The following is a 14283-nucleotide window of genomic DNA, read 5'->3' on the forward strand; positions in this document are numbered from 1 at the left end:
CATGTCAGATTTATTATTAGAAGTTAAAGATTTACGCGTGTCTTTCAAAACTTACGCTGGATTAGTCCAAGCAGTTCGTGGCGTTAACTTTACATTGAAAAAAGGTGAAACACTAGCTATTGTTGGGGAGTCAGGATCAGGTAAAAGTGTGACGGCTAACGCCTTAATGCGTCTAATTCCACAACCTCCAGGACAATATGATGGTGGAGAAATTCTATTGAACGGTGTCAACATCTTAGACAAAACTGAAGATGAAATGACTGGAATTCGAGGCAAGGACATTGCGATGATTTTCCAAGATCCAATGACAGCTTTAAACCCAACCATCCGTGTAGGGAACCAAATTGTTGAAGCAATTCGTATTCATGATAAGAAAATTTCACGTGAAGCAGCAGAAAAACGTGCAATAGAATTATTGGACGAAGTTGGTATACCAATGCCTGAAAAACGTTTCAAGCAATATCCACATGAGTTCTCAGGTGGGATGCGTCAACGTGTTGTTATCGCGATTGCCTTGGCAGCAGAACCCAAATTATTGATTGCGGATGAGCCTACAACAGCTTTAGACGTAACTATTCAAGCTCAAATTATCGAGTTGATGAAAGAAATTCAAAAGAAAAACGAAAACTCAATCATCTTTATTACGCATGACTTGGGTGTCGTAGCGAATATTGCAGATAAAGTTGCTGTTATGTATGCGGGGCAAATCGTTGAATACGGTGATGTAAACGAGATTTTCTATAACCCTAAACATCCTTATACATGGGGCTTATTAGGTTCAATGCCTGACCTAGAGAGTAACGATCAAGATGAGTTGTATACAATTCCAGGAGCGCCACCAAACTTAATCAGCCCACCAAAAGGTGATGCATTTGCGGCACGTAATCGTTATGCGATGGCAATTGATTATGTTAAAGAGCCACCAATGTATAAAGTTAAAGAGAACCATTATGCTAAAACTTGGTTATTGCATCCAGATTCTCCGAAAGTTGAAGTACCAGCTGTTATTCAAAAACGAATTAATCGCTTTTTAGAAGCTGAAGGAGGAGCAACGAATGACTAAGAAATTATTAGAAGTTAAAAACCTTAAACAATATTTCGGTAAGAGCTCTTCTCCGATTAAAGCTGTTGACGGGATTAGTTTCGATATTTATGAAGGTGAAGTTTTAGGTCTAGTAGGTGAATCCGGAAGTGGTAAATCTACAACAGGACGCTCAATCATTGGTTTATATGATATTACAGAAGGTGATATCATCTACCAAGGTAAAAATATTAGCGATAAAATATCAGCGCAAGAACGCAAGGAATTAGCGAAAAGCATCCAAATGATTTTCCAAGATCCTTATGCCTCTTTAAACCCTAGAATGACAGTTAGCGAAATCATTGGTGAAGGATTCGATATTCATGGTTTATATAAAAATAAACATGAACGTTACGAAAAAATTGCTGAGTTATTAGAATCAGTAGGTTTGAACCGTGAACATGCGAACCGTTATGCGCACGAATTCTCAGGGGGGCAACGTCAACGTATTGGTATTGCCCGTGCGTTATCATTAGGACCTAAATTCATCATTGCCGATGAGCCTATTTCAGCGTTAGACGTTTCGATTCAAGCGCAAGTTGTTAACTTGATGAAAAAATTACAACGTGAACAAAACTTTACTTACTTATTTATTGCCCATGATTTATCAATGGTTAAATACATTAGTGACCGTATTGCTGTAATGCACCACGGTAAAATTGTAGAGTTAGGGCCAGCTACTGAGATTTATTCAAATCCAGTACACCCGTATACACAATCATTGCTTTCAGCAGTTCCACAACCGGACCCAATTAGTGAAAGCAAACGTGTACGTGTGGCTTATACACCTGAAGAGGTAACTGGCGAGTTAGAACAATTCGAAGTAAGCCCAGAACATTTTGTTTATGGAACTAAAGAACAAGTAACGAGATGGACTAACTAGTACTATTAAGTATAAAATCAACCTTTCAACGACGTCTATGGATGTTGTTTGAGAGGTTTTTTTGCATTTTAAGGAAATGTAGGTTTGTTTTAATCGTATTTGTGCTGCGCTCATCGTACTAGTTTTTTCAAAGCGGTGGTCGCTTTCAAAGCCTCACTAGCGTTCGCTCTTTTCCGGCTCAATCGGCTAGGCTCTGTCTACATCGTTATGCTCTAAGTCAGAGCGAGCTGTGCCGGTTGCCCTTTATACCGCTTTGGCAAAACTAGCACGGTGAGCTACCAAGACAGACTAAATAGAAAATAGCGGTCTAATATAAAGTGAATAATACTAATCAAATTTTCTAGGTGTTGAGTGTAGATAGAGTGTTAAAATCGAAAAAAATCGTGTCTGTAAGAGCAATACTCACAGACACGATTAGATTGTTTTACTTTTGAACTTCTAATGACTTAGTTTTCGAAAGTTACTAAGTAGTAGTTTTTCTTACCGCGACGTACGATAACGTATTGATCGCCAATAGCGTGTTCCGGACTAATTTCAAATTCTAGGTCATCAACTTTGTCACCGTTAATTGAAATAGCACCATTTTGAATAAATTCTCGTGATTGGCGACGAGAACTAATTAAGCCGATATCTACTAACCAAACTGCTAGGTTTTTAGCTTCGCGAGGTGCAGTAAATTGAGGCATATTCTTAAAACCTTCAGCAATTTGTTTGGCTGTTAAGTCTTTAACGTTACCTGTAAACAATGCTTCAGTAATCAATAATGCTTCGTCTAAAGCTTCTTGTCCATGAACAAAACGAGTAACTTCTTCAGCTAAACGCTTCTGTGCATTACGTAGATGTGGTTGTTCAGCTACTTCTGTTTCCAAAGCGCTAATTTCATCCTCTGATAAGAATGTGAAGTATTTCAAAAATTTGATTACATCATTATCTTGTTGGTTTAACCAGAATTGGTAGAATTCGTAAGGTGTTGTTTGTTCCGGGTCTAACCAGATTGAACCACCAGCAGATTTACCAAATTTAGTTCCATCAGATTTTAACATCAAAGGAATAGTCAAACCGTAAGCTTCAGCTTCAGAACCTTCTACACGACGAATAAAATCAAGACCGGCTGTAATATTTCCCCACTGGTCAGCTCCACCAATTTGAACTTGAATATCATGTTCTTTAAACAAGTGTTGGAAGTCAATTGATTGTAGAATTTGGTATGTAAATTCAGTGAAAGAAATACCAACATCTAAACGACTTGCGACGACATCTTTTGCTAACATTGTATTAACATTAAAGTGTTTACCGTAATCACGTAGGAAGTCTAATAATGAGAATTCACTTAACCAATCATAGTTATTAACAATTCTAAACCCACTCGCTTCAACATCACCTTTTAAGAACAAGTTGTCCATTTGAGCGGTTAATTTACGAGCGTTTTCCTTCACTGTATCCATTGTCTGAAGCGTACGTTCACTATTACGTCCACTTGGATCTCCGATTGACCCAGTAGCGCCACCGATAACCACCATTGGTTTATGTCCCGCTAATTGGAATCTTTTTAAAATCATAAATGGAATCAAGTGCCCAATATGCATTGAGTCACCAGTAGGATCAACTCCACAATAAATACCGACAGCTTTCTCACCTAGTAATTTTTCTAAGCCATCTGCATCGGTTTGCTGATTAATGGCACCGCGCCATTCTAATTCCTGTAATATTGACAAGCCAAACACTCCTCTTTCCATAATTTCATTCATAGTCATTATATTCATTAATTTTGACTTTCGCAACGACCTATCCTCCTTTAATTAACGAAAGCTGGTAGCTAGTTCGTCATTAATACTTGCGGATAAATTTCGTACGTACAAAACAGCCGGAATATTACTGAACCTATTGTTTGTGCGTATAAAAATAACCTAGCAATGCAAGTCATTAAATGACGAGCGTCGCTAGGTTGAATTATTGCAAGAAAACTTCTGCAAATCATCCTAAATATGTGCAACACAAATCACTTTTACTCAAATTGTGTAAAAGTAATAATAATATGTATGTAACATTGCACTATTAGAAATACGCATAAGTTTGCTCCTTTTCACTAGGTTAGAATTACTTTACCATACAAAAATAAATATTACAAGTGATAAAACGACTGGAAATGCTGATTTAATAAGCTTTTAAAGCTTTTTTTCTAAAGTGAAGTGACTTCATGAAAATTAGAAAAAAATTAGTCACAAAAAACTCACAAATGAGCGACAAACATCAATAAAATTACAACATTACAGTAATGTTACAGAACATATACGAATTGAATAATTCAGCCTAAAGTCCGATAGAATATGTTATATTACATTCAGGCAAAATTTTAGATGATTTTATCTCTAAGATTTTATGAATAAACTTTGAATTTTAAACATAGACGAAATACATTCGAGGTAACAAACAAGGAGAGCAAATAAATTATGAAGAAGACTTTAGGTAAAGGCATATTCAAAACTTTATTGACATCAGCTGTAATTTTAGGATCAGTTGCATCACCAGTTGCAGCGTCAGCTCAAAGTTACGATGAGTTAATTGGAGAAACACAATGGGCAATTGATAGCCTATCAGCAGAGCAAACAGCACTTTACGCTGAGTTAGCAACAGCATACGCAGAAATCGACACATTACAAACTGAAGTAACAACTTTATTAGAAAGCATTACTGCAGACGATGAGCTAATCTTTGATTTAGAAACAGAAATTACTGAATTAGAAGCAGTAATCGCGAAACGTCAAGAATTGATTGCAGAACAAGCTGTATCAATTCAAATGAATGGTGGTACTTCAAACTACTTAAACGCAGTAGCATCTTCAGAATCAGTAAGTGATTTTGTTGGTCGTTTAGATGTTGTTCGTAAAATGGTAACAGCTCATAAAGACTTATTAGATGTTCAAAAGGTTGACAAAGCAGCTGTTGAAATGAAAGTTAATGAAGCTGAGGAAACTAAGCAAGCTAAAGTTGACAAAAAAGTTGAATTAGAAGCTCTTAAAAATGAGTTAGAAATCAATTCAGCTCAAGCAGAAGTTGTTTATGAACAATTAACAAATGACATCAGTTTAGCAGCAGCTAATCGTGATGCTTTAATCGCAGAAAAAGCAGCTTTTGAAGAAGCTCAAAGAATCGCAGCTGAACAAGCAGCAGCAGCCCAAGCGGCAGCAGCGGCTCAAGCTCAGGCTCAAGCAGAAGCAGCGGCAGCAGCTCAAGCGCAAGCTGAGGCGGATGCAGCAGCGGCGGCGGCAGCTCAAGCAGCAGCAGATGCAGCTCAAGAGGCAGCTAACGAAGCGGCTAACCCAACTGTTGAAGAACCAGTTGCAGAAACTCCAGTAGAAGAAGTTCCTGTAGTTGAAGAACCAGCTTTAGAAACTCCGGTAGAAGAAGTTCCTGTAGTTGAAGAACCAGCTTTAGAAACTCCGGTAGAAGAAGTTCCTGTAGTTGAAGAACCAACTGTAGAAGCTCCAGTAGAAGAAGTTCCTGTAGTTGAAGAACCAGCTTTAGAAACTCCAGTAGAAGAAGTTCCTGTAGTTGAAGAACCAACTGTAGAAACTCCAGTAGAAGATAATACAGATGCAGCAGCTCAAGCAGAAGCAGATCGTATTGCAGCTGAACAAGCAGCTCAAGCAGAAGCAGATCGTATTGCAGCTGAACAAGCAGCTCAAGCAGAAGCGGATCGTATTGCAGCTGAACAAGCGGCTCAAGCAGAAGCAGACCGTATTGCGGCTGAGCAAGCAGCACAAGAAGCAGCGGCAGCAGCCCAAGCAGAAGCAGATCGTTTAGCACAAGAAGCAGCAGATGCGGCTCAAAAAGCTGAAGAATCAGCAGCGAATGCAAGTACTTTATTAGCGAATGCAGCTCAATACTTAGGAACACCGTATGTATGGGGCGGAAAATCACCAAGTGGTTTTGACTGTTCAGGTTTTGTTCAATACGTATTTAAAGAAACTTACGGTATCGATGTAGGTGGTTGGACAGGTGCTCAAGAAAATGCTGGTACAAAAATTGGCGTTTCTGAAGCACAAGCTGGAGATTTATACTTCTGGGGTTCACCAGGAAGCACTTATCACGTAGCAATCGCTACAGGTAATGGAGATTACATCCACGCTTCTCAACCAGGTACTCCATTAGAATATAACAGCGTAAGCTCTTACTTCATGCCAAGTTTTGCATTAAGAGTTAACTAATTTAAACATTTCAAGGCAGACTCTAGGGTCTGTCTTTTTTTTTTTATATACGGGATTATAAGTTTTATGATGATATATTAAGCTTTATGCTTCGATCAGCTTATTGTTTTCAAATGTGGTAGTCGCTTTTAGAGCCTCACACTTGTGAGGGGGTATTACAGTTCAATCGGCTAAACTTTGGCTATTTTTCTGTGCTTAAAGCCAGGGAAGCTGTACCAAATACTCTTTGTGCCGCTTTGAAAAACAAGTGGCTGAGCTGCGCTTAGTATTCTAATAAAAGTAATGCTATATTATCCATTTAAAACTGCCAAACGAAATTTAAACGCCTCGTACAAAACTCCGACGGTTTCTCATTTATATTGATCGCTAATTTTTTGAAACCCATTTTATAAATTTTCTTAACTACTGTATCTCTACTTTATACTGTTAATAGACTAATAACTACAGTACTATGACCTAAAAGTGGCTGGATTTGAAAGCGTTTCGATGATATGATTGTGTGGATATTTATTAAGGGTGAGAGGGATTTGGAGTATGAAATCATTTAATTTTCAAGATACGCTACGTGCGAGTTATTTGGGCTATATAACTCAAGCAATTATTAATAATTTTGCGCCGTTATTGTTTTTAATTTTTAGAGATTCGTTTGGTATACCTTTGGAACAAATGACCTTATTGATCACTACCAATTTTCTGACACAATTACTTGTAGATATGTTGGCTATAAAGTTTGTTGATCGAATAGGTTATAAAGTTTCAATAGTGGCAGCACATGTATTTGCAGCAGTTGGGATTGCGGGCTTGGGATTATTCCCAATGTTTACTGAACATAAGTTTCTGGCTTTATTATTAGCGGTTATGATTTATGCAGTGGGTGGCGGTTTAATTGAGGTATTAATTAGTCCGATTGTTGAAGCAGCACCTACAGAAAATAAGTCATCATCAATGAGTCTGCTGCATTCATTTTACTGTTGGGGAATGGTGTTGGTCGTCGTATGTTCGACTGCCTTTTTATACGTATTTGGTTCTCATTCTTGGCGATTACTCTCAGGTATTTGGGCATTATTGGCTCTAGGCAATGCGTTTTATTTCTCGCAAGTTCCGATTGCTATGTTGACAGAAGAGGGTGAGTCTGCGACTGTACGTAGTCTTTTCTCCATGAAAACTTTCTGGCTATTTATTGTATTGATGATTACGGCGGGCGCATCAGAGCAAGCGATGGCACAGTGGGCATCTGCCTTTGCAGAGAGTGGTTTAGGTTTAACGAAAGCACTTGGCGATCTCGTTGGTCCGATGATGTTCGCAATCTTTATGGGACTATCACGTGTTTTTTATGCCAAGTATAGTGAGAAAATAAATTTGTTGTCTTATATTATTGGAAGTGGCTTATTGTGTTTAATTGCTTACTCCTTAATTATTCTAACCACTAACCCGATTCTTTCTTTAGTCGGAAGTGCCTTATGTGGTTTATCTGTGGGAATTTTATGGCCGGGTATCTTTAGTATTGCGGCTGAGAGTATCCCTAAAGGCGGTACAGCATTATTTGCTATTTTAGCTTTAGCAGGTGATGTGGGGTGCGCGATTGGACCTAGTATTGTCGGAGGTGTAGCAGGTTTATTTAATGAAAATTTGAAGTATGGTTTCATGGTAGCAATGATTTTCCCGGTGATCTTAGTTGCAGGAAGTGCCATTTATCGCTATCGTTATAAAGTTAGAGGCTTGTTAGTTAAGGCTTCATAATGTTTACTATAAAACGGCTAATCACAGAGGATGGTTGGTCGTTTTTTGGGCTAATAATTTCAGAATAAATGTTTGATAAAGCTTGAGATATAATCTAGAGGAAAGCTTGCTGTTTAGGTATATTATGGCTCGAGTTCTATGTTATAATAGGACCCAGTGAACATAAAATATAAAGGGGGCACCCATTCGTGACCGAACAAACTAATAAACCAACTTTTTACATAACAACGCCAATCTATTACCCAAGTGGCAAGCTACATATTGGGAATGCGTATTCTACTTTAGCGTGTGATGCAATGTCGCGTTACAAACGTTTGATGGGCTATGATGTATTCTTTTTAACAGGTACAGATGAACATGGTCAAAAAATTGAAGCGAAAGCTAATGATTTAGGTATTAGTCCTAAAGAATATGTTGATGGTATGGCTGAATCGATTCAAGCGCTTTGGAAAACGTTAGACGTTTCCAATGATTACTTTATTCGTACAACAGATGATTATCATGTGACATCAACGCAAAAAGCGTTTGAGCAATTATTAGCACAAGGTGATATTTACTTAGGTGAATACCAAGGCTGGTATTCAGTTAGTGATGAAGAATATTTTACAGAAAGCCAATTAGCTGAAGTTTATAAAGACGAAGCAGGAAATGTTATTGGTGGTAAAGCACCAAGTGGGCATGAAGTAGAATTAGTTAAAGAAGAGTCATATTTCTTCCGTATGAGTAAATATGCAGATCGCCTTGTAGAGTATTATGAAGCACATGACGACTTCCTAGTGCCAGCCTTCCGTAAAACTGAAATGATTAATAACTTTATTAAACCAGGCTTGGAAGATTTAGCAGTTTCACGTACGACATTTAGCTGGGGGATTCCAGTTGAGTCAGACCCTAAACATGTTGTCTATGTATGGATTGATGCTCTAATCAACTATATTACAGCTTTAGGTTATGGTAGTGAAGATGAAACTCTATTTAACAAATACTGGCCAGCTGATGTGCATGTGATTGGGAAAGATATTTCACGTTTCCACATGATTTATTGGCCAACAATGTTAATGGCTTTAGGTTTACCATTACCTAAGAAAATTTTTGCGCATGGTTGGATGTTAATGAAAGACGGTAAAATGTCTAAATCTAAAGGTAATGTTATTTATCCAGATCAATTAATTGATCGTTATGGTTTAGATGCGACGCGTTTTTACTTATTACGTGAAATGAGTCAAGGTAATGATACGGTCTTTACGCCTGAAGATTTTGTAAACCGTGTGAACTTTGAGTTAGCCAATGACTTAGGGAACTTGTTGAATCGTACAGTTGCGATGATGAACAAGTATTTCGATGGTGCGATTCCAGTAGCGTCAGATGCTCTAGAAGCGACTGAGTTTGATAGCCAATTAGAAGCGTATGTTAACGCTGAATTAGAAGGTTATCATGCTGCTATGGAAAACCTAGCCTTTAATCAAGCCTTAGATCATCTCATGAAAATAGTTTCACGTGCGAATAAATACATCGATGAAACGGCTCCTTGGGTATTAATCAAAGAAGAAGCATCGCACCCACAATTAAAATCAGTCATGAATCATTTAGCGGATGTTTTACGTCTGTCGGCTCATTTATTACGTCCATTTATGACAAGTGCGCCTCAACAAATTTTTGACCAATTAGGTTTAGAAAATGAAGCAGATCGTGATTTACAAACATTAGCTTGGGGACAAATTGAAGGTCAACCAAATGTTATCAAAAAAGGTGTACCAATTTTCCCTCGTTTAGACACAGAAGTTGAAATTCAATATATTCATGATTTAATGGCAGTGGATAATCAAGCGGATGAAGATGCTGAAGACAGTAATTCAGTAGATGACCCAAATTGGGAGCCAGCCAATGTTGAATTAGTTCATTACGAAACAGCTGCGATTGAGTTTGATGACTTCATTAAAGTTGAAATGAAAGTGGCTGAAGTCATTGATGTGAAGCCTGTTGAAGGATCGAATAAATTACTACGTTTTAGATTAGATGCGGGTGATAAAGGCCATCGTCAAATCTTATCAGGAATAGCTAAATACTACCCTGATCATGAAGCTTTAATTGGTAAGAAAGTAACCATTGTTGCGAACTTAAAACCAAGAAAGATGATGGGACATGTCAGTCAAGGTATGATCTTATCAGCTGAAAGTGATGGGCAATTATCTTTAGTATTTGCTCCAGAAGATGCAGCTAACGGTGCATTGTTAGGTTAATCAATAATGAAAAAAGTTGCGGATACTAGCCATTCTAGTATTCGCAACTTTTTTGCATTGGTATTTTGTTTTAGTGTTAGAACAATCTTAAATTGTCTTATAGACTGTGATTAGGGTCGATGTGTTCTTTGAAATTATCAGGACTGTAAGTTCTCTCGTTGATAATGGTTTGGCTATAAAAGTCAAATAAGCGATATTGAATAAAAGCAGAGGCAGCGCCAATTAAACTCCCAATCACAATTCCAAAGAAGCGTGAATGAGCGATGCTTGGCCAAATCGATGGGGCGGTTAAAGTAGTTTGTAGCAACACCATATTTGTCACGAAGAAAATGCCGATCGAATAGTTTCGAGGCATGAAATACTCAACGATCACATACACAATAACGATGAGCGCTATTCTGGCTTCAATCGTAAATGGGATGAACATTAACAAGATAGCTACGATTAAACCGGCGAAGTACCGATGATACGTTGGAAGTTGCGACCGTACATTTGGAGTAAGGTGTTACCTTGTAAGATGGCTGCCGCTGAAACAATTAGCCAACTTTTCTGATCAAGACCAATCGCTAGGTTGATATAACTTGCGAAGAATAAAGTGATGGCATAACTCACGCTATCAACCATCGCGCGTAGATCATTACGAACTCTTTCTCTTAGGTTCAGATTAAAGCTTAGAGATTGCTTCGGTGCGCCTTCAATTTTGAGCGCTACGTAACCCATGATTAATGAAAGAACCACTCCAAAGATAAACAATAAGCTGAGTTCAGGAATTTCGCTTAAAGAAACTGGTCTGGAAGCGCCAACCGCTGAGCATAGAATGACAAACAGATCACCAGGTTTATCGATGTCAAATAGAAGGAAAAGTAACCGAGAAACTAGACCAACCAGTGCAGTAATGATCGGCCCCATTAAGATATAAACCGTTGAAAGCATTCCAAGCATATATCCGGATAATAGACAGATGCCGACAAAAGTCATCCGTTTGAGGATACGACTGCCTTCATTAGGTGTGTAATGTAGAAAAGTGAAAACCCCCAAGGAAGAAACTGCATTAATATGATAATTGCCAGTAAAATAACCAAGTAAGTTAATGACTAATATACAAAAACCAGCGATTAGCAGCCTGACTTTACTATCATTCGGCCGATTGTACTGGAAGATATATTATTTTAAGTTCTCCGTGAACTTCAACTCCTTAGGTAAAAATATTGTTTGTTTTGATATTATAACACGATATTGAAAATCAAGTGAAAAAAACTAATTAGCCAAAATACGCTGCTAGAAAAATTTGACGTAGAATCCTATAGCTTTCTAACGGACAAAAACACCGCCATACTCATTAAGTGGCGGTGTGAGGCTTGATGGACATTTAAATATGGAGGCTGCAGAATAACAGCTTTCTAACATTTAACGATTTTGAATAATCTCATCAAACAAAGGAAGTAGAAATTCCTGTCTCAAACGATGTTTCGGGAATGTATCCGTAATCGCAAGTACCTGATAGTATCGTTGTTCTTCCACATCTTCTATAAATGATTGAAGTTCACTGCCAGGTAAATAATATAAACTTAGTGGAAAAGGTTGTTTAATTTCTTGAACCAATTCAGCTAAAGTAGTCGCTGTGAAATCAACAAAATATAATTCTGCAGAATAGCGTGTTTGAATATAGTGTTGAATAACCTGTAAATCAATTGATTGTGATAGCCATGCTTGATAGGCATTCCGTATATCGCTCGTTATAGGATACGTGATGGCTTCTAAATGGATTAATTGATTGTGGATAATTTCATTCTTCAATTCAGTGACATTGAATTGCTGATAGCCTAAATGATGGGCTCTAGTCCCTACTTGTAGAAAGGCAATGTTCTCTGGATGAATCGCTGCTTGAGTAAAGTGTTGGTGTCCGCAAATTAAGCTATCAATTGAAGGAAAAGCTTCTAATAATTGATAGGCTTGATCTTCTAAAGATGGATAAAACCAAGTGTCACCATTCACAGGGTTATTTGTCAAACCACCATGGTAAGCGACCACTACGAAGTCTGCGCCTAAATCGCGGACTTTTTTCAGTGTGGCTTCGAGCGCAACAAAAGGATCATCAACGATTACTTCTTGCGCTACTGCTGGCGAGCATAACTGATTAAAGGCTGCGGTCATCAAGCCGATTATCGCAACTTGGACACCTTTAATAGAACGCAAGGAATACGCTGGAAAGACTAAATGGCCTGTTGCGTCTTTTAAGTTTGCGCATATGTAATCTGCATTTAAAGCTTTGACTTGAGTTTGTAGCCATTTGAGACCGAAATCTAAATCGTGATTGCCAGGCACCATCACATCATAAGCTATTTCATTCGCAATATCGACTAATGGACTAACTTTAGTTTGGGCATAACCGAATGTTGCGAATGGACTTCCGACGAAGAAGTCGCCATTATCAATTAATAAGTCCGTACTGAGCTGTTCACATACACTCGCGACGTTAGCCAAGCCTTCATCGATAAAGCCATGTACATCTGTGGTAGCTGTAATAGTAATTGAAGCCATCAATAGCCTCCTTTCGATAAGCTCATTATTTTACAATAATTTCTGGCGGATACGACTACTGAAGAAGTCTATCACAACCACGACCAGAATAATGGCCAATAAGATGATACTAACTCGTGACCAATTTCTCTGTTGCAAAGCAAAAATGATAGGCGCTCCGATACCACCGGCTCCTACTAAGCCTAAAGTGGTTGCGCTACGTACATTGATTTCAAAATGATTGAGAATATGCGAAGCGGCGATCGGTAATACTTGAGGTAAACGTGAGTACTGGAAAGCTTGTACATTACTCGCACCAACTGCGTGCATCGCTTCAATTGGCGTTCCGTCGACGCGATCTAACTCTTCGCTGACTAACTTACCAAGCATGCCTATCAGTTGAACACCCAAAGCTAATGCGCCAGCAAATGGTCCAGGACCAACAACGCGTACAAATAAAATTGCATAAATTAAAGCGGGTACCGAGCGCATTAAATTTAATAAACCGCGCATTGCTAATGCGAAAATTTGAAAACGACCCCAAGTTGATTTGGCGCTAAGCAATATAAATGGCACCGATAAGACTGAGCCGATGAGAGTCCCATAAAAGGCAATTACAACGGTCTGAAACATTAAGTGGACGAGATCTTCGCCGGTCCCATCATAGACATAGCTTAAATCTGGTTGCAATAAACTAATAAAAATATGCCAGAGGTTACTGAATTGTAAATTGATTAGGTTGGAATAGTCTAAACTAATGAATGAGTAGAGTAAGGCAATGATTAGAAGACCAAGTAAGCCATAATTAATAAATTTCTTGATCGTCATTAGATAACCTCCCGTCTAATATATTCACTGATTAAGCTGGTTAAGAATACTAGGAACAAAATAATCAAAATAATCAAGCTGACACGACCGAATTGCATAAAGCTCAAAGCGGTATTCAGCATCACGCCAATACCACCAGCTCCGACATAACCCAAGACGGCCGAAGCACGAATGTTGACTTCGAAAGAATATAAAGCATAGGCGTAGACACTGTGCGCGACTTGTGGCCAAACAGCATTCACTGCAATTTGAAAACGAGTTGCGCCAATCGAATTATCGGCTTCAAGTGGCCCGATATCAATGGTTTCAATACTGGCGAAAATTAATTGCGAAACCATTCCAAATGTGAAAACAGCAATTGTTAGCACCCCGGTTAACTCCCCAATCCCGATAATGGCAACGAATAAAGCCGCTAAAAGTAGGTTGGGAATTGTTCGAATCAAACTGAAAAATGTTCTAAAAATAAATGTAATCACTGGATTGCGTGTCACGAGATTGGTGCCCAGAAAGGCAGCCGGCACAGCGGTGATAACACCTAGAAAAGTACCTGAAATCGACATCAAAATAGTTTCAATCATCGGCTCGATTAAGCGGTCAATATAAGACCACTCTGGTTGAAGAAAACCTTCTAAAAAGAAAGCTGCTTGTTTTCGGTTTTCTACCACTTCGGACCAGTCAGCATTAATGACTTGACCAGCTGCTAAAAATAACAGGATCAGCAGGAGGCTGCCGCCTAATTGTTTAAAAAGGTGGTCGTGAATTGTATCTTTGCGTTTCATCTCAACA

General features: G+C 38.5%; 11 protein-coding genes. 5 read left to right on the forward strand and 6 right to left on the reverse strand.

Going from position 1 to position 14283, the window contains the following annotated elements; translation table 11 throughout:
* The first annotated feature begins 1 nt into the window (after position 1).
* Positions 2–1063, forward strand: coding sequence for an ABC transporter ATP-binding protein (locus GF867_RS07090; RefSeq protein WP_153832406.1), 1062 nt, complete (start codon positions 2–4; stop codon positions 1061–1063).
* Positions 1056–1964 (forward strand): ABC transporter ATP-binding protein, encoded by a 909-nt coding sequence (locus GF867_RS07095; RefSeq protein WP_153832407.1) that lies wholly within the window; start codon positions 1056–1058, stop codon positions 1962–1964. The genes GF867_RS07090 and GF867_RS07095 overlap by 8 nt, the downstream gene beginning before the upstream one ends.
* 446 nt (positions 1965–2410) lie before the next feature.
* On the opposite strand, the gene tyrS is transcribed toward GF867_RS07095, so the two are convergent.
* Complete coding sequence (tyrS, locus tag GF867_RS07100) at positions 2411–3679, reverse strand: tyrosine--tRNA ligase (RefSeq protein WP_153832445.1); 1269 nt, start codon at positions 3677–3679, stop codon at positions 2411–2413.
* A 735-nt stretch (positions 3680–4414) separates the two neighbouring features.
* On the opposite strand from tyrS, the gene GF867_RS07105 reads away from it, so the two are divergent.
* From GF867_RS07105 to metG, 3 genes are all read left to right on the forward strand, one after another.
* Positions 4415–6172, forward strand: coding sequence for an NlpC/P60 family protein (locus GF867_RS07105; RefSeq protein ID WP_153832408.1), 1758 nt, complete (start codon positions 4415–4417; stop codon positions 6170–6172).
* Between the two features lie 534 nt (positions 6173–6706).
* On the forward strand, positions 6707–7912 hold the full coding sequence (locus tag GF867_RS07110; protein ID WP_153832409.1) for an MFS transporter: 1206 nt from the start codon (positions 6707–6709) through the stop codon (positions 7910–7912).
* A 188-nt stretch (positions 7913–8100) separates the two neighbouring features.
* Entirely contained in the window at positions 8101–10149 is a 2049-nt protein-coding gene (metG, locus tag GF867_RS07115; RefSeq protein WP_366927785.1) for a methionine--tRNA ligase, read from the forward strand.
* A gap of 97 nt (positions 10150–10246) precedes the next feature.
* On the opposite strand, the gene GF867_RS07120 is transcribed toward metG, so the two are convergent.
* The 5 genes from GF867_RS07120 to phnE (GF867_RS07140) all read right to left on the reverse strand — a co-directional run bounded on the left by GF867_RS07120 (position 10247) and on the right by phnE (GF867_RS07140) (position 14276).
* Positions 10247–10576 (reverse strand): FUSC family protein, encoded by a 330-nt coding sequence (locus tag GF867_RS07120; protein ID WP_153832410.1) that lies wholly within the window; start codon positions 10574–10576, stop codon positions 10247–10249.
* A gap of 17 nt (positions 10577–10593) precedes the next feature.
* Positions 10594–11187 carry a hypothetical protein gene (locus GF867_RS07125; protein ID WP_153832411.1) on the reverse strand — a complete coding sequence of 198 codons (594 nt, stop codon included), beginning with the start codon at positions 11185–11187 and terminating at the stop codon, positions 10594–10596.
* A 369-nt stretch (positions 11188–11556) separates the two neighbouring features.
* Positions 11557–12690, reverse strand: coding sequence for a metallophosphoesterase (locus GF867_RS07130; RefSeq protein WP_153832412.1), 1134 nt, complete (start codon positions 12688–12690; stop codon positions 11557–11559).
* Positions 12691–12720: 30 nt separating this feature from the next.
* Positions 12721–13497: a phosphonate ABC transporter, permease protein PhnE gene (phnE, locus tag GF867_RS07135; protein ID WP_153832413.1), complete on the reverse strand. Its 777-nt coding sequence runs from the start codon at positions 13495–13497 to the stop codon at positions 12721–12723.
* Positions 13497–14276: a phosphonate ABC transporter, permease protein PhnE gene (gene phnE, locus GF867_RS07140; RefSeq protein WP_153832414.1), complete on the reverse strand. Its 780-nt coding sequence runs from the start codon at positions 14274–14276 to the stop codon at positions 13497–13499. The genes phnE (GF867_RS07135) and phnE (GF867_RS07140) overlap by 1 nt, the downstream gene beginning before the upstream one ends.
* Positions 14277–14283: the final 7 nt, after the last annotated feature.

Origin of the sequence: Fundicoccus ignavus, from assembly GCF_009659375.1 — a bacterium.
GTDB lineage: Bacteria > Bacillota > Bacilli > Lactobacillales > Aerococcaceae > Fundicoccus > Fundicoccus ignavus.

Coding starts and splice junctions, on each gene's coding strand:
- phnE (WP_153832414.1), bottom strand. CDS start 14,276: ATGAAACGCAAAGATACAATTCACGACCACCTTTTTAAACAATTAGGC.
- phnE (WP_153832413.1), bottom strand. CDS start 13,497: ATGACGATCAAGAAATTTATTAATTATGGCTTACTTGGTCTTCTAATC.
- GF867_RS07110 (WP_153832409.1), top strand. CDS start 6,707: ATGAAATCATTTAATTTTCAAGATACGCTACGTGCGAGTTATTTGGGC.
- GF867_RS07095 (WP_153832407.1), top strand. CDS start 1,056: ATGACTAAGAAATTATTAGAAGTTAAAAACCTTAAACAATATTTCGGT.
- GF867_RS07090 (WP_153832406.1), top strand. CDS start 2: ATGTCAGATTTATTATTAGAAGTTAAAGATTTACGCGTGTCTTTCAAA.
- GF867_RS07105 (WP_153832408.1), top strand. CDS start 4,415: ATGAAGAAGACTTTAGGTAAAGGCATATTCAAAACTTTATTGACATCA.
- GF867_RS07120 (WP_153832410.1), bottom strand. CDS start 10,576: ATGTTCATCCCATTTACGATTGAAGCCAGAATAGCGCTCATCGTTATT.
- GF867_RS07130 (WP_153832412.1), bottom strand. CDS start 12,690: ATGGCTTCAATTACTATTACAGCTACCACAGATGTACATGGCTTTATC.